The sequence below is a fragment of the Natronohydrobacter thiooxidans genome (genome assembly GCF_001884735.1).
Taxonomy (GTDB): Bacteria; Pseudomonadota; Alphaproteobacteria; order Rhodobacterales; family Rhodobacteraceae; genus Roseinatronobacter; species Roseinatronobacter thiooxidans_A.
In genome coordinates this window covers 14774-40891 of the sequence record NZ_MJAP01000009.1, presented here as the reverse complement: position 1 = coordinate 40891, position 26118 = coordinate 14774, and the positions used below count along the sequence as shown (strand labels likewise).

Annotated in this window: 22 protein-coding genes and 2 pseudogenes; 15 read left to right on the top strand and 9 right to left on the bottom strand. The window is 59.1% G+C overall.

What is annotated here, in order from left to right; all coding sequences use genetic code 11:
* The first annotated feature begins 111 nt into the window (after positions 1 to 111).
* From BG457_RS06570 to BG457_RS20515, 3 genes are read left to right on the top strand one after another with little or no spacing between them, the layout of a single operon-like run.
* On the top strand, positions 112 to 468 hold the full coding sequence (locus BG457_RS06570; protein ID WP_071796235.1) for a TA system antitoxin ParD family protein: 357 nt from the start codon (positions 112 to 114) through the stop codon (positions 466 to 468).
* Positions 443 to 736, top strand: coding sequence for a hypothetical protein (locus BG457_RS20520; protein ID WP_245770945.1), 294 nt, complete (start codon positions 443 to 445; stop codon positions 734 to 736). Before BG457_RS06570 ends, BG457_RS20520 begins: the two co-directional genes overlap by 26 nt.
* Before the next feature lie 40 nt (positions 737 to 776).
* Positions 777 to 947 (top strand): hypothetical protein, encoded by a 171-nt coding sequence (locus BG457_RS20515; protein ID WP_245770944.1) that lies wholly within the window; start codon positions 777 to 779, stop codon positions 945 to 947.
* 1313 nt (positions 948 to 2260) lie between these two features.
* Here the strand turns inward: BG457_RS20515 and galU (BG457_RS06555) are convergent.
* Both galU (BG457_RS06555) and BG457_RS06550 read right to left on the bottom strand, forming a co-directional pair.
* Complete coding sequence (gene galU, locus BG457_RS06555) at positions 2261 to 3151, bottom strand: UTP--glucose-1-phosphate uridylyltransferase GalU (protein ID WP_071796233.1); 891 nt, start codon at positions 3149 to 3151, stop codon at positions 2261 to 2263.
* A 578-nt stretch (positions 3152 to 3729) separates the two neighbouring features.
* Positions 3730 to 4785, bottom strand: a complete 1056-nt coding sequence (locus BG457_RS06550) for a 3-carboxy-cis,cis-muconate cycloisomerase (RefSeq protein WP_071796232.1) — start codon at positions 4783 to 4785, stop codon at positions 3730 to 3732.
* Between the two features lie 211 nt (positions 4786 to 4996).
* Between BG457_RS06550 and BG457_RS20710 the strand changes: the two are divergent.
* Positions 4997 to 5221, top strand: a pseudogene (locus BG457_RS20710) (transposase); the annotation flags it as partial.
* Positions 5222 to 5273: 52 nt separating this feature from the next.
* A pseudogene (locus BG457_RS20505) lies at positions 5274 to 5545 on the top strand (ISKra4 family transposase); the annotation flags it as partial.
* A gap of 87 nt (positions 5546 to 5632) precedes the next feature.
* Here the strand turns inward: BG457_RS20505 and BG457_RS06540 are convergent.
* The gene (locus BG457_RS06540; protein ID WP_071796231.1) at positions 5633 to 6871 is read right to left on the bottom strand and encodes a porin family protein; all 1239 of its coding nucleotides are present in this window, start codon (positions 6869 to 6871) and stop codon (positions 5633 to 5635) included.
* Positions 6868 to 7554, bottom strand: a complete 687-nt coding sequence (locus tag BG457_RS20160) for a hypothetical protein (RefSeq protein ID WP_175546750.1) — start codon at positions 7552 to 7554, stop codon at positions 6868 to 6870. Before BG457_RS20160 ends, BG457_RS06540 begins: the two co-directional genes overlap by 4 nt.
* 328 nt (positions 7555 to 7882) lie before the next feature.
* Between BG457_RS20160 and BG457_RS06530 the strand changes: the two genes are divergently transcribed.
* From BG457_RS06530 to BG457_RS20495, 3 genes are read left to right on the top strand one after another with little or no spacing between them, the layout of a single operon-like run.
* Complete coding sequence (locus BG457_RS06530; RefSeq protein WP_084657513.1) at positions 7883 to 9994, top strand: sensor histidine kinase; 2112 nt, start codon at positions 7883 to 7885, stop codon at positions 9992 to 9994.
* Positions 9991 to 10293, top strand: coding sequence for a response regulator (locus BG457_RS20500; protein WP_071796229.1), 303 nt, complete (start codon positions 9991 to 9993; stop codon positions 10291 to 10293). Before BG457_RS06530 ends, BG457_RS20500 begins: the two co-directional genes overlap by 4 nt.
* Before the next feature lie 31 nt (positions 10294 to 10324).
* Positions 10325 to 10891, top strand: a complete 567-nt coding sequence (locus BG457_RS20495) for a response regulator transcription factor (RefSeq protein WP_245770943.1) — start codon at positions 10325 to 10327, stop codon at positions 10889 to 10891.
* A gap of 247 nt (positions 10892 to 11138) precedes the next feature.
* On the opposite strand, the gene galE is transcribed toward BG457_RS20495, so the two are convergent.
* A complete protein-coding gene (gene galE, locus BG457_RS06515; protein ID WP_071796227.1) occupies positions 11139 to 12137 on the bottom strand; it encodes a UDP-glucose 4-epimerase GalE in 999 nt (332 codons plus the stop codon).
* Positions 12134 to 13024, bottom strand: coding sequence for a UTP--glucose-1-phosphate uridylyltransferase GalU (gene galU / locus BG457_RS06510; protein ID WP_071796226.1), 891 nt, complete (start codon positions 13022 to 13024; stop codon positions 12134 to 12136). Before galU (BG457_RS06510) ends, galE begins: the two co-directional genes overlap by 4 nt.
* A gap of 129 nt (positions 13025 to 13153) precedes the next feature.
* Between galU (BG457_RS06510) and BG457_RS06505 the strand changes: the two genes are divergently transcribed.
* Both BG457_RS06505 and BG457_RS06500 read left to right on the top strand, forming a co-directional pair.
* Positions 13154 to 14101, top strand: a complete 948-nt coding sequence (locus BG457_RS06505) for a glycosyltransferase (RefSeq protein WP_071796255.1) — start codon at positions 13154 to 13156, stop codon at positions 14099 to 14101.
* A gap of 40 nt (positions 14102 to 14141) precedes the next feature.
* Positions 14142 to 16700: a glycosyltransferase gene (locus tag BG457_RS06500; RefSeq protein ID WP_071796225.1), complete on the top strand. Its 2559-nt coding sequence runs from the start codon at positions 14142 to 14144 to the stop codon at positions 16698 to 16700.
* A 73-nt stretch (positions 16701 to 16773) separates the two neighbouring features.
* Here BG457_RS06500 and BG457_RS06495 read toward each other — a convergent pair whose 3' ends face one another.
* The 3 genes from BG457_RS06495 to BG457_RS06485 all read right to left on the bottom strand — a co-directional run bounded on the left by BG457_RS06495 (position 16774) and on the right by BG457_RS06485 (position 19117).
* Entirely contained in the window at positions 16774 to 17094 is a 321-nt protein-coding gene (locus BG457_RS06495; RefSeq protein ID WP_071796224.1) for a hypothetical protein, read from the bottom strand.
* A gap of 615 nt (positions 17095 to 17709) precedes the next feature.
* Positions 17710 to 18216 carry a DUF2793 domain-containing protein gene (locus BG457_RS06490; RefSeq protein WP_071796223.1) on the bottom strand — a complete coding sequence of 169 codons (507 nt, stop codon included), beginning with the start codon at positions 18214 to 18216 and terminating at the stop codon, positions 17710 to 17712.
* Between the two features lie 97 nt (positions 18217 to 18313).
* Positions 18314 to 19117: an ABC transporter permease gene (locus tag BG457_RS06485; protein ID WP_071796222.1), complete on the bottom strand. Its 804-nt coding sequence runs from the start codon at positions 19115 to 19117 to the stop codon at positions 18314 to 18316.
* Positions 19118 to 19382: 265 nt separating this feature from the next.
* Between BG457_RS06485 and BG457_RS06480 the strand changes: the two genes are divergently transcribed.
* From BG457_RS06480 to BG457_RS19665, 5 genes are read left to right on the top strand one after another with little or no spacing between them, the layout of a single operon-like run.
* Positions 19383 to 20462 (top strand): KpsE/RkpR family capsule polysaccharide export protein, encoded by a 1080-nt coding sequence (locus BG457_RS06480; protein WP_084657511.1) that lies wholly within the window; start codon positions 19383 to 19385, stop codon positions 20460 to 20462.
* Positions 20463 to 20480: 18 nt separating this feature from the next.
* Complete coding sequence (locus BG457_RS06475) at positions 20481 to 21134, top strand: ABC transporter ATP-binding protein (RefSeq protein WP_071796221.1); 654 nt, start codon at positions 20481 to 20483, stop codon at positions 21132 to 21134.
* Positions 21064 to 23136 carry a glycosyltransferase family 2 protein gene (locus BG457_RS06470; protein WP_175546749.1) on the top strand — a complete coding sequence of 691 codons (2073 nt, stop codon included), beginning with the start codon at positions 21064 to 21066 and terminating at the stop codon, positions 23134 to 23136. The genes BG457_RS06475 and BG457_RS06470 overlap by 71 nt, the downstream gene beginning before the upstream one ends.
* A complete protein-coding gene (locus BG457_RS06465; RefSeq protein WP_071796219.1) occupies positions 23129 to 24373 on the top strand; it encodes a glycosyltransferase family 4 protein in 1245 nt (414 codons plus the stop codon). The genes BG457_RS06470 and BG457_RS06465 overlap by 8 nt, the downstream gene beginning before the upstream one ends.
* 22 nt (positions 24374 to 24395) lie before the next feature.
* Positions 24396 to 26108, top strand: coding sequence for a polysaccharide pyruvyl transferase family protein (locus BG457_RS19665; protein ID WP_175546748.1), 1713 nt, complete (start codon positions 24396 to 24398; stop codon positions 26106 to 26108).
* Positions 26109 to 26118: the final 10 nt, after the last annotated feature.

Genomic DNA, 26118 nt, shown 5'->3' with positions numbered 1-26118 from the left:
TCCCCATGCAGGAAAATTCACTCTGATCCCCAGAGCGATCCTGGGCTGGAGATACTCTCTAGTATTTTAGGTGGCATTATTCCACCTCTACTGTGGAAATAGGTGGATGGCATGGCCAAGTCCGTGAAGCTCGCGGACGGCATGATGGTTGCGGTGCGCCGGGAGGCGGTACTGCACAGACGGACTGTCGCGGGCCAGATCACCCTCCGGATCCGGCTCGGCCGCGCGATTGAGCAGTCGGGCGCCTATGACCATGCGCGCGTGACTGCGGCGCTGGAGGGCCGCCTCGACACGGTCGCGCTGCGGGACGAAGAGGTGGCCGCTTGGCTGAATGCGTTCACCAAAAAGATGTCCGCCCCCACTGTCGACGAGAAGACCTTCTTTGCGAAGCGCCGGAAACTCGGTTTGGGTGTGGGCCTCGACGCGGCGGGGAAGCTCGTGCATGCAGGATCTGACGCCGCAGCATGAGACCCAGCCTCGTCCAGCACGTCGGCCCCAACGGGCCGGGAATTCCACCCTCTACGAAACCCGGGTCGCGCCCAGCTTCGCCGGGCCGTTCATCAACGCGGACCTGACCCAGCGCGATGAGCTGAAGGACGCCTCGATGGAGGCGTCCTGCCGGGTGGCCGAGATCGTTGCTGAACGCCGGAACCGCCTGCTGGAGGACCGAAAGAGCTTCGCGACCGAGACCGTCTTCTCTCAAGCTTCGAAACTGTGTGTCATCACAGAGGCCTAGGCCCGCGGCTTCATCGTGACCGTGATGCATGTGGGTGTGGATGATCCGGCAGGCCGTGCGCCAGGCGGATCAGGGCATGGTCTTTGACAACTCCGGGCTCAACGAGCCTCCGCGCAATATGCTTCTCTTCACGGCCGGGCGTCTTGTCCGGGCGGAGCCGGTGCCGCCGGGCTGGATCCTGTCTGGCTATGCCGAGAATCTCGTCAGCTGACCCCGCCTCAGATTTCTCACGGGTGGTCACGATCTGGAAGCCCCACCCGACAGCGCCCGCTGCCGCGCAAGCACCCGTACCCTGACCGACCGGAAGTTATACGGGACGGAGCTGCCGGTCAGGTTACCCTGCGTCTGAAAGGAAAATGGTTGCTTCCATGAATGTTCCAGCATTGTCAGCCAGTAGCACGCGCTTTTCGGTCATTTCACAGTCAAGCCATCCACGCACACCGAAGCCTGAATAGCCATCTGCCTATTTCGGCCAAGTTTTTCAGCCCAGTATGGCACTAAGCCTTCCAGACATTGCGCCGCGATGGCCTCCGCCAGGACATACCTTCGATCCTCCGGCACTGAAGGATCGAACGGCAAATGACTGCATGTCATCTGTAACCCTTAACCCGAGAGCATGCCCCAACTCACCCATAGCCCGCCTCCTTCTGATGCCGCACGACCAGTACCACGGCCCTATTCCCATCGAGCCGATACAGAGCCAAGTATCCGCTATCGCCAAACCCGATCAACCATTCACGGAACCTTGGATCCATTTGCTAGACGGGTCGGCCCGCAGCAGAATGTTCGGCCACCACACGCGTTCCCTCCCGGATGGTCCGGACCGCGTTTGGGGCCGCCGTGGGGTTTTTGGGGGGCAAGGAACTTATGACAGTCCTGAATGTTCCGGAGCGCCTCGGGCGTCCAGATCAGTCGTGCCATTCAGGGGGGTCAGATCCAGCCCGGCTTCGAACTGGGATATCCACTCATCAGCCTCCTCATGGGTCATATGCTTCCCGGAAAGCCGTAGGCTTCCCATGCGTAAAGAGCGTCACGCCGCAGGGCTTCACGCCGCTTTTCCCGGTCAACCTATTGCGCAATCGCTTCGCGCATCAGGTAATGCACCAAGCGATCCTGCCTCTTCGCAAATTCCTTGATCCGGGCATGACACGCCTCATGGGTACTAAAAGGTATTGCCACTGGGGTCTACCACATCCTTGAGGCACCAAGAACAAGATAAATGCCGTGCAACTCAGTCGCGTTCCTCGATACTGTACTCGGTCCGTGCAGTGATGGTTTCTTCTGGCCTGATATGAAGGGTGATGATCGAGCCATAGGAAGGTCTCTTTCGGCTATCCGGAGGATGCGCCGCCGGTTGCAGAGGTGCAGATCCTGCGGCGCAGGGTGCTCGTGGAAGATGAAGCCCGTCCAGGAGCGCCGTGCGAAGGCCCAGAGCGCAGAGGGCAGGAAACACAGCAGAGAGATGCGGCGCGCTCCATCCCTGCCTGCCAAGGATTTCCCGGACCGCGCAGGCCGCGCGGTTGCTTATTGGCTGCAGCCAGGCCCGGTCAACCGGTCGCGCAGCAAATCCAGAAATCGCGTGCGGTAGTCCGGATGGGCCAGCGCATGATCGACAATCGCGGTCAGATATCCGAATTTCGAGCCGCAGTCATAGCGCTGTGAGGGGTTGGAAATGGCCGCAACCTTGCCAGCCTCTGCAAGCTGGTCGATCGCATCTGCCAGCTGGATTTCCCCACCGGCCCCCGGTTTGAGCGTGCGCAACACGGCAAATACCTCCGGGGTGAACACATAACGGCCGAAAGAGGCCAGTCGCGAGGGCGCGTCTTCACGCGCGGGCTTCTCGACGAGTCCCTTGACGGAGATCAGCCCATCTGCGCCCCGCTCACCAGGGCGCAAGATGCCGTATTTCGAGACCTCCTCGGCCGAGACCTCGGAAACGGACAGAAGGTTTTGCGGCTTCTGATCAAAGGCTGCAACCAATGCCGCAGTCGGCAAGGTCTCGCCTTGCATGAAGTCATCGGCCAGAAGCACGGCAAAAGGGTTGTTGCCGACAGCCGGGGCCGCGCAGAGCACGGCATGGCCCAGCCCCAGCGGCTCTGGCTGGCGCACGAAAATGCAGGACACGCCCTCTGGCACGATATTGCGCACCAGATCGCGCAGCTCCTTTTTGCCCTTGGCCAGAAGCTGGCTTTCCAGTTCCAGATTGGCGTCGAAATGATCACCCACGGCGCGCTTGTTGCGCCCTGTCACAAAAACCAGCTCGGTGATTCCGGCGCCGATGGCCTCTTCTACAGCAAACTGAATGATCGGCTTGTCGATGATCGGCAGTAATTCCTTGGGCATCGCCTTTGTCGCGGGCAGAAACCTTGTCCCCAGCCCCGCAACGGGAAAGACGGCCTTTGTAATACGTGTCATGTTCTGAACCTCTGAATTCCTGATACTAACCTGTAAAAGCCGTAGCATCTTTGCCTAGGACTATCCCGGTTTGCTTGCAAGGGGGCAGTCGAAGTGGTTTCGGCACGCTTGGCCCGAGGCGAAGCTTCGACGTCAGAATTGTTGCAACATGCTTGAATTTCATGGCCTTTTAGCCGGGTCTCCCTCAATTTATGCGGCGGGGGCAACATCATGGCCCGGAGGAGTTCTGGTCTTGCACCGCCGTACATGGCGCGCTTCAGGGACTTCAGGGGATTGATTTGGAGATTATGTACTTTGCAACACAAGTCGTCAAAGCTGTAGCGTTCGGGCGTGACGCAGTTTCAGTCAGTCCTTCTTCTTGCGGGGATATGAGCTAACCCATCTTTATCCACGCACGCCCGTCACCACCCGCTGTCTTCCGGTTCCCTGCACCTATCTCTGTCAAACCGTGCAGTATTTGCTGTCAGGCCACAGATGCGCTTGCGGATCTCGCGGCGCCACGCAAACGCAAGAACAATCAGACCATTCTGAACCGGCCTCTCAGGCAGATCACCGCATGACAGGAGCCGCGCGCCAGATCATTCCGGCGCGCCAATCCGCTTGATCGAGTCGATCAGTCTCTCTGCATGATTGAGCGCCGCGCCAGTCGCCTCCGCCATGGCAGGTAGAGTCAACCATTCCAGTGCCCAGGCGGCCCCGGAGCGTTCCTGTTCATGGACCAGTGCCTGACCCAGAATGCCTTGCTGTGCGGCGACAAAGCGCGCCAATGCGACCAGCATCTCTGCGGCAACGGGATTTTGCTTATGCACCATCGCTGATGATCCACCGCCACCGGACAAGGTGATTTCATCAATGCCCTGCTGCGCCATCAAGGCCACGTCTTGTCCGATCTTGCCGAGGGATCCGGCGACCAAGCTCAGCCAATGCCCAAAGGCCACGACCCGGCTGCGATCTGCATGCCAGACAGGGCCAAGGGACAGGCCAAGTGTTTCGGCAACCATAGCCGCACAATCCGCAACATGAGGATGCGGCGTTTCGCGGATGCCGATGGGTCCGCCGATCTGCGCCACGGCAAGATCTGCCCTGACAGATGCCGTCTGCGACAGGCGGTCTGCCAACGGGCGCCGCCACGCCGCAACGCGCAAGCCGACGGTTGCAGGCAATGCGGCCTGCATCCGGGTCCGGGCCTGCAGCGGGGCATCGCCATATCTGTCCAGAACAGCATCAAGCCCCGCAACAACCCGCGTCATGCGATCAGTCAGCCGCTCCAGCACCGACAGGCAGGTCAGTATCAGCGCCGTATCGATCACATCTTGACTGGTCGCCCCTGTATGAACAGCGCGGGCCGCGCCATCTTTCAACCCGGACTTCAAGGCCGCGACCAAAACCGGCACAGGTATCCCGTCACGATCACTGCCCTGCCCAAGATTGTCGGCTGAAAACCCCTTGATTGCAGCCAATGCGGTGTTTGCCTCCTGCGCGGTCACAACACCGCAAGAGGCGAGTGCCTGGGTCCATGCCGCCTCAAACTCAAGCATGCGGGTGCAAAAGGCCGATGCGCCGAACTCTGCTGCAATTTCCGGGTCAGACAAAAGGCCGCCAAGGATGCCGGATGTTGTGAAGGCATTGGTCACAGCAATCTCCTTTACTCAGGTTTCGTTTTCTGTTCACGACTGCCGAAGCCTCAAGCCGATTTGCGGTAGCCATTCACACCATGAGCAGTTCGTTGCACGAGGATCGCAGAAATTGCACGTCAAAACAAAAGCTAGAGGCGTTTAACTGATGTAAGCGGGAAGCTGAGTCGGTTCAGAGCCTGTAGTTCCAGGGCCGTTGTTCCGGTTATAGGCCCAGATCCGGAAGGTCATCTACACCACCAACGCCGTGGAATCGCTGAACCGGGTTGTCAGGAAGACGTTCAAAACAAGGCGCTGCTTCCCGACCGAGGAGGCCACCACGAAGCTGATCTGCTTCGCTATCTGCAACCTCGAAAGGGGCGGAAGAAATGTCTGGGAATGCATCACGGCCCGCAATCAACTGGTCACAATGTTCGCCGGGCGCTTCGACGCCTGACCGTATCTGAAAACCGAATGGCCCCGGTCAGATACACAGCGTTTCAGTCACTTCCCGAGAATTACGAGCAGCAGCCAGGGGCGTTAAAACCCGGCGTGAGGCTCTCTACTCCTACCTTTCCAACAATTTCGACGCGCTTCCGATTATGGATGTCGATACCGAAACAGCCTCGCGGTTTCACCGTCCCAACCAGAAGGCTGGGTCGCTGACTTCGACAACACCCGCGGGGGAGAGCACCGACGAATGAGATGGTCAGCGCAAGGCGCACATCGCGTTGCCGATACGCTGGCTGCCACCGTTGACGGGAGGCAAGCCATGTCAGAGATGCCTTGGAAAAGGGGGAAGGAGACGCACCGACAAGAAAGTCATGATACGACGTTTTGCGGATTTCTGGCATCCAATATGACAGCCTCAGAAAGAACGACTCAATGTCAAAGAAACACGCGTGTTGCGCCATGTATGCAAAGCACTGTTCGAACGTTGCCGCGTTGTCGATGCTTCGACGACCGGGGTGTAGTGTCCCAAGAGGATATCGCGATGCATTGCGCGCAGGCCAATCCCGGTCGTCATATCTTTTCGAATGATGCCGAATATCGGGTCGCTGCCATCGCGCCGATGGCTCTGTGCAAAAGCATCAACCCCGAGCACAAGCCCGCCTGCGAAACTCTGCTGCGCGCCCAGAGCGAAGCGGATACTGTGCCCGGTCTCATGTTTCGCGCGCGCATCGACATGCGAGACGGCCAGCGTTCCTGTCACCACCAGATCCGGGCGCAGGGCATGGCGCAGCGCCACCGAGGCCGAAAGGCGCAACCCGTCCAGTGACGGATGGCTGGCAAAGCGCCAATCCACGGCCTCAGCGTGCAATTGCAGCAGGGATCTGCCTCCCAGCCGCTGCGCCCAGCTCAGATGCAGCCCCACACCCTGACCAAAACTGCGCCCCCCCAATGCGCGCCGCGCAACGGATCCGGTAATCTGCCAGTCATGCCCGGCCATGGTCTGGCCCTGAAACCCCAGATCACCGCGCAGCGTGATATCGTGCAGCGCGCGATCCTCATACAGGCGCGCTGTTACACGCGTCCCGATGCGCAGGCGCAGACCCTGCGCGATCTGCGGCATGAGCGCCCCGCCTGCAGTTATATGCAGCCCGGTCGCGCGTTCTGCCTGCGCATTGGCATTCAGGCGAAAGGGCAGACCTCCGATCCAGACCGTATCGGTATCCGCGCGCTGGCCGGGGTTGGTTTCCGGCACGATTGCGAAACTGAACCAGCCTTCGCGGTCGCGTTGCGCTTCGATGCGCGCCAGCAATGCATCAAGTTGCGCGCGGTCCGCGTCAGTCAGAGGGGCCGCGCGTGCCTGCAGAAGGTGAAACCGGGCGCGATCCTGCGCGCCCGATTGCAGCAAGGCGATGGCCAGCCGGATCCGCGCCTCTGGATCATTCGGCTTCACAGAGACCTGACGATTGAGTGCCGCAAGGCTTTGCTGCGGTTCAGGCACCACTTGCGCCCAAAGCTTCGATGACCCCAGCAGCAGGATCAGCACCAGAGCGGCAAGGAATTCGGCGCCTCTGTGGGGCAGGCCAGAAAGATACCGCAGGGCGCGCGTACCTTTCTGAAAGCGCCCGGCCCACGCTTCCTGATATCCGCAGATCACTGTTGTTCGATATACCAGGTGCCACCGACAGTGTAATCCGACGCCCCGCCCGGTCGCCACCAGCTGCCCGCAGCCGGGCCATATGCCACCTGACCGCCCGCGCCAGCGAATGTGCCACCCAACATCAGATTTGCCTCTCCGGTCTCACCGTCGACAGTCACATCGCCGCCGAAATTCGCCATGATCGCGCCGGTCGTCAATGTCATTCCGGCAACATCGGTCTGGCTGATATTCATTGTGCTGGGGGGGCCCGCAGCGGCGGTTGTCAGCTCTCCTTCAAAAGTGACATCTTCGTCACCGACTGTTCCGCGGATGTTGTGCACGCGCCCTGACACACTCTGCGCAGTCGCGTCGGCAAAAGCCTGGCCGAAATTGAGCTGCATCTCGACATCGGCCAGCAATGTTCCGATCGGAGTGCTGCCCTCATTTAGAATGGTCTTGACGGAACCTGCATAATTCGCGCTGCCGCTTGTGGGCATATCAGTCGTCGGAACCATGCCCGAGATCTGATCGAAGCGCGCGTCATGCTGGCTGACCGTCCCGGCTCTACCACCACCGCCACCACCACCACCGCCACCGGCACCACCGCCGCCGCCAGCACCGCCACTCCCAAAACAGCCCGCCAATGCAAAGCTTGCCGAAATCGCGATAGCGGTGCGGATCAAAGAAATTCTTGTGACCATGTTTTCCTCCAAATGGTGCCGGGCAATAAGGGGCAAAGGACCCTTGATTGCCCTTCTGGTTCTTGTGCGGGTCAGCCTACCGGCCGCCCCAGACCTGTCACCCCCCTGAACAGGGGGGGCAACAACTGCTTTCCCAGATTGATAAAAGATCAGGGCGCGATAGAATGATAGTCGCATTGCAGTCCTGTATTTACCCAGTCCGCCAAGTCTGACCCGCCTGTCCGAACCAGGTTTCACGCCATTGCACATTCGCATTCCGCCGGTCATCCAGATTTACACTCTTGTCGCGGTCAGTCTTGTTCTCGCTGGGCTCGCTCTTGGGGTCGCCATGGACCAGCGCTATCTGGGCCTCAGGCTAGCGCCAGAGGCCCGCGTCGCAGTCCCCGTCCGTTTCGATGGGCTCTGGATCGACGCAGTCGTTCCGAACAGCCCGGCGGCGGCGCTCCCGGAAATAGGCATTCAGCCCTCGGTTCATGCGCTTGTTGCGCTGACAGATGCGACCGGGAAGACGCTTGCGCTCTCACCTGCTGATCTGATCGAAGAACCTGATGTGCTGAAAACCTATGCTGCGATGCAGGCATTCTTTGATCGCCAGGATGAGATTGCAGCAATGTTGCGGCGCGGCCCTGTCACCCTTGAGGTGCAGTTTATGGGCGAAAGTCGCTTTCATACGATACGGCCCGCGCGCCAGCGTCCGGCACTCAGCCTGCCTTTTGCCTTCTGGCTGCAGATTGCAGTGGGGTTGGGCGGGCTCTGGATCGGGGTTTGGATCTGGATATTGCGCCGGGCCGACTGGGCGACACGATGTCTGGCGTTCAGCGGTGTGGGGTTGATGATCTCGGCCTTTGCGGCGGCTGTCTATTCGACACGGGAACTCGCCATTCCGGGCGATCTGTTTCGCATTCTGTCTGCATTGAACCATTTTGGGGCCTTTGCTTTTGGTGTCGGAATGATCGGGCTGTTCATGGTCTATCCGCGCCGCTTGTGTCACGCGCGCTGGCTGGCCGTTCCGGCCTTTGTGCTCGGGGCCTGGTTCGCCCTGGCGCAATCGGGATTGATCAAAAGCCCCGCTATCGGAATTCATCTTGGCGTTATTCTGGCGCTTCTTTCCATCTTGACTCTGGTCGGTCTGCAATATCGCGCGACACGGGGCGATCCGCGCGACCGAGCGGCACTGTCCTGGCTGGGGCTGGCTGTTCTGGTGGGGTCGGGGGCATTTGTCGTGACCGTCATTGCGCCGCAACTGCTGGGAATGCCTGCCTATATGTCGCAGGGTGTGGCCTTCGTATTCTTTCTGCTGATCTATCTGGGCGTGGCACTGGGTGTGGCGCGGTTCCAGCTTTTCCAGCTGGAGACCTGGGCCTTTCGCATCCTCTATTATGTCGTCGCTGTCCTGTTGCTTCTGGGGATTGATGCGCTGCTGATTTTCACGATCATTGACGACCGCGCCCCGGCTTTCGCGCTGTCACTGCTGATTGTGGCTCTGGTATGGTTGCCTTTGCGCGACACGCTCGCGCGCTGGGTTCTGCGCCGCAAGGAGCCCGCGCGCGCTGACAGGTTTCGCAAGATCATGGATGTTGCCCTGACACCGCCCGAGCGCGATCAGTTGGGCCGCTGGCACGCCTTGCTGGGGGATCTGTACAATCCGCTGAAATATGCGCCCGGTTCCGAGGTCAGTTCCCCTGTCCTGCGCGAAGATGGGCTTGCGCTGGCTTTGCCGCGCATCGGCGCGATCCCGGCGCTTGAACTGCAATATGCTGACGGGGGGCGCAGACTGTTTTCAGCGCGGGATCTGGAACTGGCGACCGAGATATTCGCGATGCTGGTTCAGGCGCTTGAAAGCCGTGAAGCCTATGAAAAAGGCGTGTCCGAAGAACGCACGCGCATCGCCCGCGACATCCACGACAATATTGGCGTGCAACTGATGGCCGCGCTGCACAGCCCGGAACCGACGCGCAAGGATATCATGATCCGCGAAACCCTGACGGATCTGCGTGATATTATCAACAATGCGTCGAATCCGGATATGTCCTTTGATGAAGTGCTGGCAGATCTGCGCGCGCAGATCGCAGAGCAGCTTCACATCGCCAGGGTAAAGATGACATGGACAGTCCTGAATTCTCACGCTGTCGTGTTACCATTGCAGGTCGCGCATATGCTGCGCTCGATTATCCGCGAGGCGGTGCAGAACGCGCTGAAACACGCCGCCCCTGCGAGAATAAGCATCTCGGTCCAACTCACGGACGGAAAGATCATGGTTGGCGTAACCGATGACGGGAAGGGGTTTGATCCCATGCATGCCCCGCGCGGCAATGGACTGGCCAATCTCAGGGACCGCGCCGAGGCCGTGGGCGGTGTGATGCGCATTGACAGCAGTTCCGGCGGCACCCGCATGGAAGCCGAAATTCCGATGTCAGAGGCTGCAAGAGGGGGCGCATGATGCAGGTTCTGATTGTCGAGGATCTGAGCGAAACCCGCCGCTGGCTGAGCGAAGTCACGACCACGGCATTTCCCGACTGCACCATTCATGATGCGGCCAGCCAAAGCAGCGGTCTCGCGCAACTGGCGCGGCGCGACTATGCGCTTGCACTCATTGACCTGGGACTGCCTGACGGATCAGGGCTGGAGGTGCTGCGCAAGATGCGCTTGTCGCAGCCGGACGTGACTTGTGTTGTCACGACAGTCATGGGCGATGATGCATCAATCGTGGGGGCGTTGTCGGCAGCCGCAGATGGCTAACTTCTGAAAGAACAACCCTCGCGATCTGCGGGTGGTGCAGCTGAAACAAGTTGCTGCAGGCATTCCGGCGCTGTCGCCCTCGGTCGCGCGTCGGATCATGCAGCATTTCCAGCGCACGGGTCTCACCGCTTCGGAAGAGACCCTGACCCTCCGCGAACGCAAGGTGCTGGGCATGATCGGGCGCGGTTTGCGCAATGCCGAAGTTGCGCAGGCCCTGCAGCTTTCAGAAAATGCAATTGCGGGATATATAAAGGGAATCTACTGGAAATTGGGCATTTCATCGCGCGCAGAGGCATCATGGCATGCTGCAAGACTGGGTCTCGGAACCTCGGACATGATGCAAGGGCACCCTTTCAGGTTGGCTTGTCAACAACGCACCGGTCGCCGCCACCTCTGTATGGCCGTACGCTTCGCATCCTGTCCCTGCGTCGTGCAACCGAAACTCCCCTGGTTTTGGACTAAAGTTCTTGTTCCTTTGCTGTACACCAACGCATGTCATTACATTCATGTTCTTGCGTCACTTCCGGATTATAGTAATGCTATCGATCCATGTGGTTGGAGGCCTCGGTGGAGCAGGTTTGGGGTTATGTTCATCTGATTGGTACCCAGCGTTCGAAACCTGTTGCTTTTGCTACCTATTTTGCGCCTTTCCTTCGCGGTCCACAGATCAAATGGAAATTACCTTGGCGAGAGAGCCGATCTCGCTCGAACCCGCGATAAAACTGAAAATACGTCCGCCCCTGCACTGTAGCCTATTCGGCAATGTCCGATAACGCACTATTGGACATTGCGGACCGCGAGAGGGGCGGCGAGGAAAGGCATTCTCCGCTCAGACAGCGCCGGTTTCAAGCGCTATAGCCGCCGCTCTGATACCACCGCCAAGCATCGGCAATCATCTGCTCCAGACTGGAATGCCGTGCCTCCCAGCCCAGCTCTTCATGAGCGCGCTTGCTGCCTGACACCAGCTGTGCTGCATCACCTGCCCGCCGGGATCCTACAACATGGGGGACTTCGCGTCCTATCACATCAGGAACCGCCTTCAGCACTTCCGCCACAGAAAACCCGTGCCCGGTGCCAAGATTGAACACCTTGTTGCCACGCCCTGCGCGCAGCCAGTCGAGCCCGCACAGATGTGCATCAATCAGATCCATGACATGCACGTAATCGCGAATGCAGGTGCCATCTGCCGTGGGGTAGTCGCAGCCATGAATCGTCAGGGCATCTCGTGCGCCCGCAACCGCTTCGAGCATGACCGGGACAAGATGTGTTTCCGGCTGGTGCCATTCGCCGATTTCGGCCTCCGGATCAGCACCGGCGACATTGAAATAGCGAAAAATAACTGCGTTGAGGCCGTGGCTGACACCAAAATCACGCAAGACATCTTCAACAGCACGTTTGGAAGCCCCATAGGCATTGAGCGGGCGCTGGGGACTGTTCTCATCGAGAAGCACGCCGTCTTGATCGCCATAAGTGGCGCAAGTCGATGAAAAAACGATATCGCGACAGCCATGCGCGAGCATGGCCTCAACCAGATTGAGTGAGCCGCCGAGATTGTTGCGCCAGTAGCGGCCAGGATCACGGGTGGCCTCGCCCACCTGAGACAAGGCCGCGAAATGCATCACGGCCTCAGGGCGGTATTGGGCAAAGGCCGCATCAAGCGCGGGGCGGTCAAGCAGATCGCCCTGAACCAGCGGACCGAATTTCACGGCCTTTGCCCAGCCTGTCGAGAGATTGTCAAATGCGACTGGCACAAAGCCTGCGCGGGCAAGGGCCTTGCAGGCATGTGAGCCAATGTAACCTGCGCCACCAGTTACCAGAATGACGGGCTTGCCTGCTTTACTCATTCGTTCCGCTCCAGCTTGGCCACACGATCCCGCAGCAAGGCAGAAAACCAGTCACGGTAATCGGAATTTGCGAGTGCCAGATCCACGATTGCGTTCAGATAGCCGAATTTGTCGCCACAATCATACCGGCGGGAGGGGTTCATGATCGCACTAACCTTGCCCTGGGCAGCAAGCTGGTCGATCGCATCCGCAAGCTGGATCTCTGCGCCTGAGCCGGGCTTGAGGGCGCGCAGGAGGTCAAATACCTCTGGGGTGAAGATATAGCGCCCGAATGAGGCCATGCGCGAGGGCGCCTCTTCCACGGCGGGCTTTTCCACCAACCCCTGCACAGTGATCAAGCCTGAGGCGTCTTGGGCGCCGTGCTTGAGAATGCCGTATTTCGTTACATCAATTTCTGGCACTTCCGATACCGACAGGATCGTGTGCTGCGCATCTTTGAAGGCAGCCACCAATGCCGATGTTGGCAAATCTGTCCCATGCATCAAGTCATCGGCCAGAAGCACGGCAAAAGGGTTGTTGCCGACAGCCGGGGCCGCGCAGAGCACGGCATGGCCCAGCCCCAGCGGCTCTGGCTGGCGCACGAAAATGCAGGACACGCCCTCTGGCACGATATTGCGCACCAGATCGCGCAGCTCTGTCTTGCCCTTGGCCAGAAGCTGACTTTCCAGTTCCAGATTGGCGTCGAAATGATCACCCACAGCGCGCTTGTTGCGCCCTGTCACAAAAATCAACTCGGTGATTCCGGCCGCGATGGCCTCTTCCACGGCGAATTGCACAATTGGTTTGTCGATGATCGGCAAAAGTTCTTTCGGCATGGCCTTGGTCGCCGGAAGAAACCGGGTGCCTAATCCGGCAACGGGGAAAACGGCTTTGGTTACAGCAGTCATTGAAAGGGCTTTCTTGCATAGGAGGTTTACGTCTTCATGGCATACAGGCCAAGCACTAGCCCATCAAGAATGATAACCCCCGGGCATTCAGGCTTGCGTGCTTTTATGCCGACTGCCATAGAAATCACCATGCACGCCCCTGTTTCCAGCACCGCCCCAGAGCCCGATCATGACCCGAGGGTGCATGTCCTGCTATGCACCTGCAATGGGGCAGCCTGGCTGGGAGCACAGCTCGACAGTCTTCTGGCACAAAGCTACCCCGACTGGCAGCTTTGGATCAGCGACGATCATTCAACCGATGAAACGCTGAGTATACTGGCCGATTTCGCGCGCCATCATCCGCAGCGCGTGGCTGCGATCATGGACGGGCCCGGTCAGGGAAGTGCTGCAAATTTCCTGTCCCTTCTGTGCCATCCTGATCTGCCCGAGGGCTATGTCGCCCTGTGCGATCAGGATGATGTCTGGCTGCCGCACAAGCTGGAACATGCCATGATGCGACTGCGCCCGATGGCAGGCCTGCCCTGCGCCTGGTCGGGGCGATATGTCTTCACGGATGCGCAGATGCGTCCGCTCAGCCTGCCGGAAGCCTGGCCGCTTGGCCCGTCGCTGGAAAATGCGCTCGTGCAGAATATCATGTCCGGGCACACATTGACCCTGAACCCCGAAGCCCTGGCCCTGGTCAGACGCGCCGGACCCGTGGCCGTCCCCCATCATGACTGGTGGATCTATCTGCTCCTGATGGCCTGTGATGCACAGGCACTGATCGATCCGGAGGTCGTGCTGCATTACCGTCAGCATGGGCGCAACACGATCGGACGGCGGTCGGGCCTGCGCGCCCGTGCAGCGCGGTTAAGCGGGTTGATGAATGGTGCGCTGCGTGACTGGATCGTGGCAAATCTGGCCGCACTTTCGCAAGCAGATCTTCCGCTGTCGCCAAAGGCAAGCCGACTGATCGCCCTTCATGAGCAAGCGCAGGGGGCAGGATTGCATCATCTCCTGCGGGATTTCGCCATTCACCGCCAGAACCGCAGCGAAACCCTGGTGCTTGCACTGGCCAAACGGCTGCAACGTCTCTAGACAGAGAGCGCCAGTCTATTTTCAGTGAGGCTTTCGCCGCATGTCGCTTTCCTATCATCTGGCGCGGTACAGATGGCTGCGTGATTACTACCGCCACGCCCATCTGGAAACAGAGCTGGCTGGTTGCCCGCTGCGTGACGGGGACGGCACCACCCTTGGGTATCTGGAAGAAGCGCGGCTCCAGGAAGGGCGGCTCTATCTGCGCGGCTGGGTGCTTGCCGAACAGATCACTCTGCGTCTGGACGACATGCATGTGCGGCGTAGCGCAAAGGAAGAGCGCGAGGATGTCGCTCAGGCGCTTGGCTGTGACAAGCATGTGGGCTTCCACGCCAGCCTGCCTTTTTGCGATACGCCTTTGCTGATTGAGCTTCTGCAGGAGGGCAGGAAAATCAGCATCCTGCATGATCTTCAGGCTGCCCGCTTCCTTGCGCAGGCAGAGCGCCGTCTGAACCGCCGTTTCCTGAGGGATGTCCTGCCACTGGTGCCGATGATCCTTGCGGGCCTGTGGCGCCGTGATCCATCTCTGCCACGCAAAATCAAGGTGGCGCTCGGATTGGGAAGCAATCCGGCCGAAGCCATGCTTGATGCCGCTTTTCTGGCCCCGGCCGCTGCCACGGGACTGCCCGGCTCTGCTGCAGATGATGCGCAGGATGCACAGACAGCGCATGCCTGCGTGATCCTGCCGGTCTACAATGCGTTCGAGCTTCTGCCCGAGACCTTGCAGCGGCTGGAAGATCACACGGATCTGCCCTGCGATATCCTTGTGATCGAGGATGCCTCGCCCGATCCGCGGGTGCGTCCCTTCCTGCGCGACTGGGCCGCGCGGGATCATGGGCATTTGCAGGTCACGCTTCTGGAAAATGACCGCAATCTGGGGTTCATCGGTTCGGTGAATCGCGGCTTCGAGCAGGCGCTGGCGCAGGCTGGCGGACCCGTGATCCTGCTCAACAGCGATGCGATGGTGCCCGATGAATGGTGCAGCCGCTTGCTCGCGCCGCTGGCAGATCCGAAAGTCGCCAGCGCCACACCGCTGTCAAATGACGCCGAGATTTTCGCGGCGCCGATCCTGTGCCAGCCCACAGCGCTGATGCCCGGTCAGGCCGATCATATTGATCGCGTGCTGCGCGAGGTGATTGCCGCTGATGCCCCAAGGGTCGAAGCCCCGACCGGGGTCGGGTTCTGCATGGCGCTCAGCCGTGACTGGCTGACACGGCTGGGCGGGTTTGATACGATTTTCGGGCGGGGATATGGCGAAGAGGTGGACTGGTGCCGTCGTGCGGCAGCCGCAGGCGGGCAGCATGTGGCCGTGCCGGGATTGTTTGTCGAACATCGTGGCGGGGCCAGTTTTGGACCTGAAAAACTGGCGCTGGTACAAGAACACAATGCCATCATCGCGACGCGCTATCCCGGCTATGACCGCCTCGTGCAGGATTTCATCCGGTCCGATCCCTTGATCACCCCGCGCTTGATGGCCGCGCTGCTCTGGGCCGACAGCCTGCCCGAGGTGAGCGAGATTCCTGTCTTTATCGCCCATTCCATGGGAGGGGGCGCAGAGCATTACCTTCAGGCGCAAGTACAGGCCGCGCCCGTGTCGGTCGTGCTGCGCTTTGGCGGGGCCACGCGCTGTCGGATCGAGCTGAACAGTCCGGCTGGCCGTCTGATTGCCACGACAGAGGAACTGGCAATGGTGGGGCGTCTGCTGGCACAGGTTTCGAAACGGCGGATCCTCTATTCCTGTGCAGTGGGCGACCCGGATCTGGTCGATCTGGCAGGATTCCTCGAGAATCTGGCGCGGACAGCCCCGTTCGATCTCATGTTTCACGATTACCTGCCCCTTAGCCCCTCCTACACATTGCTGGATGCAGATGGGCGCTATCGCGGCGTGCCGGATGCGGATTGCGCGGATCCGGCGCATCAGTATCGCGGCAGTGACGGGCGCGTCACTTCGCTGCGTGGATGGCGCGAGCTCTGGGGGAATGTGGTGGCCGAGGCGCGACAGTTGGTCGTGTTTTCTGCATCAAGCGCCAAGATCGTCGCGGCAGCCTATCCGCAGGCCACAGACAAGCTTGTGATCAGGCCGCATGACCTGCTTCAGTTCATTCCGCGCCTGCCCCAGCCGGACAGCGCGCGCAAAGTGATCGGTGTTCTGGGAGCCATCGGGCCACAGAAAGGCGCAGCGGTGGTATCTGCCCTCTCCAATGCGCTGATGGAGCGCACGGATATCGGTCTTGCCCTCATCGGCCGTATCGCACCGGGCTTTCCGCTGGGGCGGCATGTGGCGCTGCACGGGGCCTATGTGATCGAGGATATTCCGGTGCTTGCGGCGCGCTACGGTATCACGCATTGGCTGATCCCCTCGGTCTGGCCCGAAACATTTTCCTACACTGTCCATGAATGCCTGGAGACAGGCTTGCCGACCCTGGCTTTTGATCTGGGGGCACAGGGAGATGCGGTCAGGGCCGCACACAACGGGATCGTGCTGCCCTGGAAAGCCGAGACTGTTGCTGCAGACAGGCTTGCCCGGCTTGTCCTGGAGGCTGTGAGCGAAGGCGCGCGCGTCGCGCGGCCCGCAACAGCCATGCGGCGGGCTGTGTCCTGAAGGCATGGTCTTGCCTGCCCCTGGCGGCGACAGGATATCCGCGCTTTGGCTGTCTGCAGGCAGGCACCCTGTCTCAGCCCGATTGCACAAGTCCGTGCAGGCCCTGCCGCAGGCGCTGTGGCCGCTGAAGCGTCCCGGCACGCAAGGCGCTCTCTTGCCCCCTTTTCAGCAAAACCGGCGGGTGCAGCCAGAGCGCCGAGGGTATCTCCCCAGGCGGGACTGGCCTCTGCTGCAGGCGTCTTGAGGGCGATGGCTGGTCCACGGGCATGAAATCGGGCAGGCTTTCTGTATGATCGCTCAGACTGCGCTCCAGCATGTGCAGAATATGCACCATAGCGCCCAGCACAGCCAGCACAAGAAGAGCGCTCACCCCGAGAACATAGATCATCACCATCGCAGATCAGTCCCATTTTCGTTGTCTCTTCTGCGGCATGACAGAACGTTGTGACCCCTTCATGACGCTGTTGCGAAGGTATTAAGGCATCTCGTCCCTTCCCCCGCTCAGAACAAGGCGCGCCTGACGCACATCATCGCAAACCGCTTCGCCGGTTTCAGCCTGGCGCATAAGCAGCCAGTCCGTATTCTACAGACAGGCCCGCGCCTCGGCGTGGCTGACGGACCGGGCGTGCGGCTGTGCTGCGGCAGTGATTTCTTCGGGGGTTCTGATCCGCAACTTCATGTGCTTGCATCCTCCTACTGCATGTGGCCTCTGGCCGGGATCTCGATAAGTCCTTGGGTATTGTCGATCCTCCAGAGGCTTGCCTGATCCGACGCGGCCGTGTCACCAAGCCGGGCGATGGCGGGCACATGCAGCACGCCGCCTGTCCGAGTGAATGGCGCGATGAAGGGGGCTCATCCTCGGGCCAGCCTTCCCCGCCTACGGGGATGATCGACAGGTCATAGGCCGTGCCGTCGACGGTGATCACATCGTCCGCGCCATGGAGGGAGATTTTCCGGCTGTCCGGGCAGGCCCTGTTCTGGTTTGAGTATGAGATCCATTGCTTTCTCCTCAGAACCAGCGGCCAAGGATGACCGTATCACTCGCGGCATTTTTGTCGATCTTGAGCAGATGGGCCGCGCCGTCATGGGTCAGCAGCGTGGGCTTTGACGCCACGGCCAGACGATTGGTCGCGTCAAAGCAGGTCTGAATGCCCAGCCCGTCAAGATTTTGCAGTTCCGGCAGATCCGGTACGCGCCAGTCGCCGTTCGGCCAGACCCGCAATTCACTGCCGCGCGCCGCGCGCCAACCCCTGCGCGGGATCAATAACAGCCAGCCGCCATTGAACCAGGCAGCGAGGTGGCCGCTCTGGCCAGCCCAGTCGCCCGAAGGCACACGCCCAAGGGCCCATATCTGACCGTACTCGCACAAAGCAGGCGGGGTGCTGGAGTCAAAGGATTCGACACTCAGCTGGACCAGCAGGTCTAGTTGCTCCAGCGCGTCATTATGGGTGACATCTGTTTGCGCCTGCGCGGGGTGGATATAGGGCAGAGCGTGGCGTGCTGTGCTCTGGGACATAGAGCGCCTCCGGTGAACTGAAAATCTGCGCAGAGCTTAATCTGCAACTCTTCAGTTTCGCCGAAGACAGCGTACGGGATTGCGCGGACCAGCGGCCTCAGCGGTAAAGCAGCTCGCGATGGTAGCGGCGCAGAAGCAAAAGGCCGATCCCCATCGGAACGAGCGCGCAAGTCAGCACGAAAACCAACGAGATATAGTCAGGTCGATACATCGGGTAGAACCCGTCGCGCATCAGACCCGTCAGATGCAGGATCGGATTGTACCACAGGACGGCCTGCGCCATGGGAGGCATGTCTTCATAAAGGATGATCACCCCCGAAATCAGAAAGAGCGGACGTGTCAGAATTCCCCAGATTTGCTGCCAGACCGGAAATCGCATGAAAAGAAACGCGTTCAGACAACCAATCCCAAGCCCCAGAAATGCGGCCAGTCCCATTGCCAGAAAGATCGGTCTCCAGCTTAGCAGCGTGTCGATATTCTCCAGGATCAGGATACCGCTTAATATCAGGAACGTCACCACATAGACCACCAATGCGTTGAGCATAAAGCGGGCGGCAATGGCATCAATCCAGGCCACGCGCGGATAGCGCAGCAAAGGCTTGGAGAAGGTCAGCGCATGCCCGACCTGTCCGCCCAGCACTGTGAAGGTCTGCAATACCAGGTAGCCGGTTGCTTTGAACAACAGAAAGCTTGTTCCCAATGTGGGCGTTCTGGCCAGCAGCGACCAGGCAAAGCTCAGGATGATGATCATGCCGAGCGGTTCCAGAATGGCCCAGAGATAGCCGCCAGGAGTGCGCCCATAGCGCGTTGACATTTCACGTAAGACCAGCGCCGCGATTGCGCGCAGACTGGACTGTGCCGGGGAGGGCACCCCACGCGTGCTGGAACCATCCCGTGACATGCAGTCATCCTTCCGCTCGGGCCATTGTGATCAAATCAGCGCTTGGGTTTCCCCGCTTCTCTTGTTAATTGAAACTTCAAGCGGGCTCCACAGCTGTATAGCGAGATGAACAGAGGTATAACAGTCCATGGCTGATACTGTGGAGTCCGGAACGGAAAAGCCCGAGAAGAAGTCCCGTACGCGTGACAAGGCCTCCGGATCTGTGACTCCGATCCGCCCGACTGCCCGGCCTGCGCGCCGCCAGACCCGACATCGGGGATTGCTCTTGAGCATTCTCATTATCGTGGGGCTGCCTGTTCTTCTGACAACGGTCTATCTGACAGTCTTCGCCAAGGATCAGTATGCTTCAAAAGTCGGCTTCACCATCCGGCAAGAGGAAACCAGCACAGCCAGCGAGTTGATGGGTGGCCTGAGTTCGATCCTGGGGGCCGGCGCGCAAAGCCACGCAGATTTGCTCTTCGAATTCGTCCAGAGCCAGGAAATCGTCCAGCGTATTTCGGAAGAGTTCGATCTGGTCGGGCATTACAGCGCGAACTGGCCCTATGATCCAATTTTTTCGCTCTGGCCCGATGCCTCCATCGAGGATGTCGTGTGGTTCTGGGGTCGTATGGTACGTGTTACCTTTGACAAGGCCTCGGGCCTGATGCTGGTGCAGGTCCGTGCGCATGACCCGGAGACAGCGCAGGTCATTGCCCGCCTGATCGTGCGCAAGAGCGAGGAGATGATCAACCGTCTCAACAGCACGGCCCGCATGGATGCAATGCGCCATGCTCAGGCCGATCTGGAGGCCGCGCTTGAGCGGCTGCGCGCGGCGCGCGAAGCGCTCGCGGAATTCCGGGCGCGCACCCAGATCGTCGATCCGCAAGCCGATGTTCAGGCTCGGATGGGGGTATTAAGCAATTTACAGCAGCAACTTGCCGAAGCGCTGGTCGAGCATGATCTGCTGTCACAGACCACCGATGCCAATGATCCCCGCCTGCGTCAGCTTACGCGGCGCATCGAGGCAATCCGCACCCGCATCCGCGATGAGCGGCAAAGCTTCACGCAGCTGGATGTGACCATTGACGATACGGATTATCCGCGCCTGATCGCCCAGTTCGAAAGCCTGCAGGTCGATCAGGTCTTTGCTGAATCGACCTATCAGGCGGCATTGACCGCGATGGATGCAGCCCGCTCGAATGCCTCCCGGCAAAACCTGTTTCTGGCCAATTTCATTCAGCCGACCCTGGCACAGCGGTCACAATACCCGCAGACGACACTTTTGATCAGTCTGAGCTTCTTCTTCTCGCTCATGTTCTGGGCGATCCTGGCGCTGGTCTTTTACAGTCTGCGTGATCGCGGCTAGGGCCGCTTCGGAGGGGGCGTGATCGAGTTTCGCGACATCACCAAAGGGTTCTGGGTCCGCGGGGAATATCGCCCCGTAATTCACGAACTGAACCTGATCCTGCCCAGCGGACGCTCGCTGGCCCTTCTGGGACGCAACGGCGCGGGCAAGTCCACTTTGCTGAACATGGTATCGGGCACCATGCGCCCCGATACCGGCGAGATCATCAGCGATGGAAGTATCTCTTTTACCGTCGGCTATTCAGGCAGTTTCCACAAGGACATGACCGGGGCACAGAATACCCGCTTTCTGGCGCGGGTCTATGGTGTGGACACGGAGGAGCTGTGCGATTTCGTCGAGGATTTCGCCGAGATCGGCCCGCATTTCCATATGCCGGTGCGCACCTATTCCTCAGGAATGAAATCCCGGCTGGCCTTCGGGGTGTCCATGGGGATCAAGTTCGACACCTATCTGATCGACGAGGCCACAGCCACCGGCGACGCGCGTTTCAAGCGCAAGAGCAAAGAGGTCTTTGCCGCGCGCATGGCACAGGCCAGTGCCGTGATGGTTAGCCATTCCATGACCGATATCCGCGCCTTCTGTGATGCAGGGCTGGTGCTCAATGATGGGCAAATCGAAGTCTTCGAGGATGTGGAGGATGCCATCAAGCGGCATCAAGAGCTGTTGGAGTGAGGCAACAGTTGGCGGACTGGGTTGCAAGTTGTATTCCGTGTATAACCCCGATACCCTTAAGTATCGCAATTATTTGCTTGCAGATCAGGAGAGTAAATTGAAGCTGAAAGAAATTTTTGCGGGTCAGCCACAGCTGGCTGGTACACAAGCGGAAAACAGTGCTCCAGCTATTCGCGAGATTGGTACGAAAGCTGCGGTTCAACGCCAGCCTGTGATCGTGAAAGACTCGTCTGCGCGCGAATTCAGGCTGTTTGTCGATGTGCTCACCCGTCTCGACGGACAGATCATCATCCTTGGCTGGTGCACCAGCCCAGTCATGACAATGGATCTCCTGGCAGGCTCTCAGAGGCTGGTCTCCACACTGACCAGACATGCCCGGGGCGATGTCGCCGAAGCACTCAGCCTGCCCTCGGGCGATATGTTCGGGTTTTGCCTGATCGCCGAGGAGGCATCCAGGGCAGCAGCGTTGGAGCTGGCTGTACATCTCCCGCGTGCTGCCCTGTTCCGCTCAGGCCCTCTTGCTGAAAAAACCGGCCTGAGCGATGCACAGCGCGCTTTGGTTCCGAAGCTTCTGGAAGGTCGCGTGGCAGCCTTGCAACGCTTGCCCATGGGCAGTGCCGACTGGTGGGAGGCCCTCTCCGACCTGCCGGAAGCAAGCAAGGTGCCTTCCGGCTTTCATGGGTTTGTCGAAGGTGTCTTTGTCAGCCCGGCGGGAAACGGCGTGGTGTTTGGATGGGCGCTGCATCCGGAGGAGGCAATTGTCTGGCTGGAAGACGAAATGCAGAACATCCATCCGCTCAAATCTGCCTTTCGTAGAAAACGGCAGGATATTTCCGAGGCGTTCAGGTCGCTCTCATGGTGCGATATGGACTCTGCCTTCATCGCCGTGCTGCCCGAGATCACGCATAACCCCTTTATCAAGCTGCGCGCGGCGACCGAAGCTGGCATTGTCACCTTGTCCGAGCGGGGCGGGGCGGAAATGCTGCCCGCCAATCCACGCGGCGCTGCGGAAAATCTCTTCGCCATTGAAACCGAGGCAGAGCACTATTGCGCCCGCGCGGCTCTGGTGGACTGGCCTGTTCTGGCCCCGATCATTGCGCGCCATTGCACCGAGCTGGATGCTATTACGCCTGAGACGCGCATATTCGGCACCCTGCCGGGCGCGCCCGAGGTGTCTGTCATTGTCCCGCTCTACAAGCGCTTCGATTTCATGGAACATCAGATCCTGGAATTCATCCGCGACCCTTATTTCCGCGAGCGGGTCGAACTGATCTATGTGATTGATGACCCCAATATCCAGAGCGCAACTCTTGCTGAAGCGAACAAGCTGTTCCAGCTTTATGACTTTCCTTTCAAGGTGGTCTCGGGGTTGCAGAATCGAGGCTTCAGCGGCGCCAATAATCTGGGCGCGCAATATGCCAGCGGCAAGGCCTTGCTGTTTCTTAACAGCGATGTGATCCCGCAGGGTCCGGGTTGGCTGGAAAAAATGCTGGCCGTATTGGAGGATGAAACTGTCGGCGCAGTTGGCGCGCAATTGCTCTTTCCCGGTGGGGGGATCCAGCATATCGGCATGGATTTCGAGTATCTGCCAGAGTTTCGCATCTGGAGCAACCAGCATCCCGGCGCAGGCATGCCTGCGCGCGATCCGGCCAGCCCTGCCTTTGACGTCCCCGCCGCGACAGGGGCCTGCCTGCTGATCCGCAGCGCAGTTTTCGCGCAGATCAAAGGCTGGGATACCGGCTATCTGCTGGGCGATTTTGAAGACAGCCATTTCTGTTTTGCGATCCGCGCGGCCGGATACCGGATCATGTGTCAACCTGCGGCGACCCTGACCCATCTGGAACGGCAGTCCTTTACCGGCATTGGCGGCGATGCTTTCCGTATCCGCATGACCATCTGCAATGCTGTGCGCCATCAGGCGCTCTGGAAAGACTATCTGGAGCAAGACCCGATGATATCCGAACCTGCCCAAGCCCCTCAACAGGATGCCACCGATGCGTAATCCCGGACACCGCATTCTGGTCACCAGTCACGGTCACCCTGATTTTCATCTGGGCGGGGGCGAACTGGCCGCCTATAATCTCTACAAAGCCTATAGCGCCCATCCGGATGTTGAAGCGGCCTTCTTTCTGGCCCGCCATGATCGCGGGCGCGGGCCGACAGGCGCTTTCTTTCCCCGCCGCGAGAATGAATTCCTCTGGGAGCAAGGTGTTGGCGACTGGTTTCGGATGAAAATGGCCACGCCGCGCGGAACGACCCACAATCTGGCAGAGCTGATCCGCCATCTGCGGCCCACAATCGTGCATGTGCATCACTATGTGCATATGGGGCTGGAATATCTCCATATGATCAAGCAGATCGACCCCAGCATCAGGATCGTGATGACGCTGCATGAATATATCGCGATCTGCTTCAATCAGGGGCAGATGGTCAAACCCGGCACAAACCGGCTGTGCTTTCGCGAAAGCCCGGATGACTGCAACCGCTGTTTCCCGCAGCACAGTATCGAGGATTTCTGGCTGCGCAAACACCGCTATCAGAGCTTTTTCAGACTGGTGGATCAGTTTGTCGCCCCCTCGGACTTCCTGCGCCAGCGCTATATCGACTGGGGGATTGCGCCAGAGCGGATCGTCACGATCGAGAACGGGCAGGCCAGTGGCGAAATCTTGCCACCCCGCCCGCTGGCCGAGGGCGAGACGCGCAACCGTTTCGCCTTTTTCGGCCAGATCAATCCGTTCAAGGGCGTCAGCCTGCTGCTGCAGGGGCTGGCGAGCCTGAAGAAATCCGAGCGCCGCAAGATCGTGCTGGAAATCCACGGCGCCAATCTGGAAGAACAGACGCCCGAGTTTCGCGACATGATCATGGCGCTGCGCGGGCCGCTTGAGAAAGAGGGCTGCCTGCAATGGATCGGCCCCTATGAGCCCTTCCAGATGGCCGGGCGCATGGCGGCGGTGGACTGGGTTGTCATTCCCTCCATCTGGTGGGAGAACTCGCCCATGGTGATTCAGGAAGCCTTTAGCCTTGGCCGCCCGCTTGTGGGCTCTGATATCGGCGGGATGGCCGAGAAGATCACGCATGGCCTGGACGGGGTGCATGTGCCGGTGGGCAATGCCAAGGCCTGGGGCGAGACGCTGCTGCGCCTGTCGGGCTATACCGAGGAGTGGGACCGCCTGCGCGCAGGGATCACGAAACCGATCAGCTATGCGGATTGCGCGCGGGCGCATCTGGAGTTGGTGTGATGCAAAAAATCAGGGCAAGCTGATGAAGCGAGTGATTTACGTCGTTGCTCCAACGTCAAGTGGCAAGACAACCTCCGCGCTAAACCTTTCACAAGAAATGAACCTTCCGTTAGTTCATGCGGACTCAGCATATCATATTATTCGCGATCAGCTGGAGATAAATGAAGATGCTGGTCAACTCACTGACTACCGTCGCTGGAATGACCCCCAGAGTTTTGGGCTGGCTAGCTGGGCTGGGCATGCCCACCTCGACGATCTGAAACCATCAGCATACAGGAAACTCCTTGAAGGAATTAATGGAGACTTGATAATTGAAGGATTTACATTGTCGTTTATTTCAGAGCGTAACATAATACGAGACCTAGTAGGGGACCACAAAAGCATCATAATTAGAATTCGCACAACCTTCCAGCAGTGGACTAGATTTTATATAAAAAGGAATAAAGACGAATCAGTTCTTAATAGGCGCAAGGACTTCGAAAGACTTACAAACTGCTTTGAACCAGATTCAAGCAGTGCCATCTTTACAGTGCCCCATCCAGAGATGGTAACAAAGAAACTGATCGCGTGCGATGAAGGAAAGTCGAGCATGAAAGATGTTTTTTTGGTAAGCGGTACTTCTTTTCCATCAAGCTTTGGGCTAGGTGAATCTCAAGATAATTTTTCGTCGGTTGGAAAGAATAGTGGTAACTTAGCCTTTTTTTCCGCCATCGGCAACCAACTCACAGCATTTGAATCTGTTGCGAAATGGAAAATGAGTGCTGAGGAAATTGATAGCTTTGGGGACATTGGAGTTATACCAGCAGCAAATAATTTTGGGGCACATTCGGATTATAACGGCCTATCAGAGAAGTTCGCTAAGCTCAAATGCAAGCTCGTGATGATAGGACTCGGCGCTCAGAGTAACATTGACGGAAGGATTCCCGAAGTTCCAGAAGGCACCATCAGGTGGATTAAGGAAATTGCAGCGCGTCGTCCAAATCCGCCAGCGCCCAATATATCCGTCCGTGGACCCGTCTCGCAGAAGATACTCGATCACTACGGTTTTGAGGGCCAGACGGTTGTTCTAGGATGTCCGTCTTTGTTCACCAATCCAGACCCAGATTTGGGCCAAAAGATCGCGGCGAATGTCCGGCCAATTAAGCGTGTCGCGGTTCCTGCAGGGCATGAGAGATGGCGCCATCTTTCAAAGCTGGAAGCATCCCTAACGCGCATCGTGAGCGCCACCGGCGGATCATATGTCGGACAAAGTGCGCTGAACATGTTCCGTCTCACCCGCGGCGAAGCGCGGCTGATGGACGAAGCCGATCTGCGCGCCTGCCGTGACTATGCCTGTCCCGAAATGGATCTGGAAGAATTCACGCGCTGGAGCGAACGCCACGGCAATCTGTTCTTCGATGTGCAATCCTGGATGGAACATTACCGGCGCTTCGATTTCGTCATCGGCGCGCGGATTCACGGTGTCATGCTGGCCTTGCAGGCGGGTATTCCGGGCGTTGTGGTCGCGCATGACTCGCGAACATTGGAACTGTGCCAGACGATGATGGTGCCCTATGTGCTGGCCAAGGACGTTCAGCAGGGCATCACCCGCGAACAGTTGCCGGACTTGTTCAAATTCGACGCCAAAGCCTTCGATGAAAATCGCCGCGCTCTGGCAAAGCGCTATGTCGCATTTCTGGAAAGCAATGAATTGACGCCGGTCAGCTGGCTGAAAGACATCGCCTCCCCCGCCTGAACCCGGACAC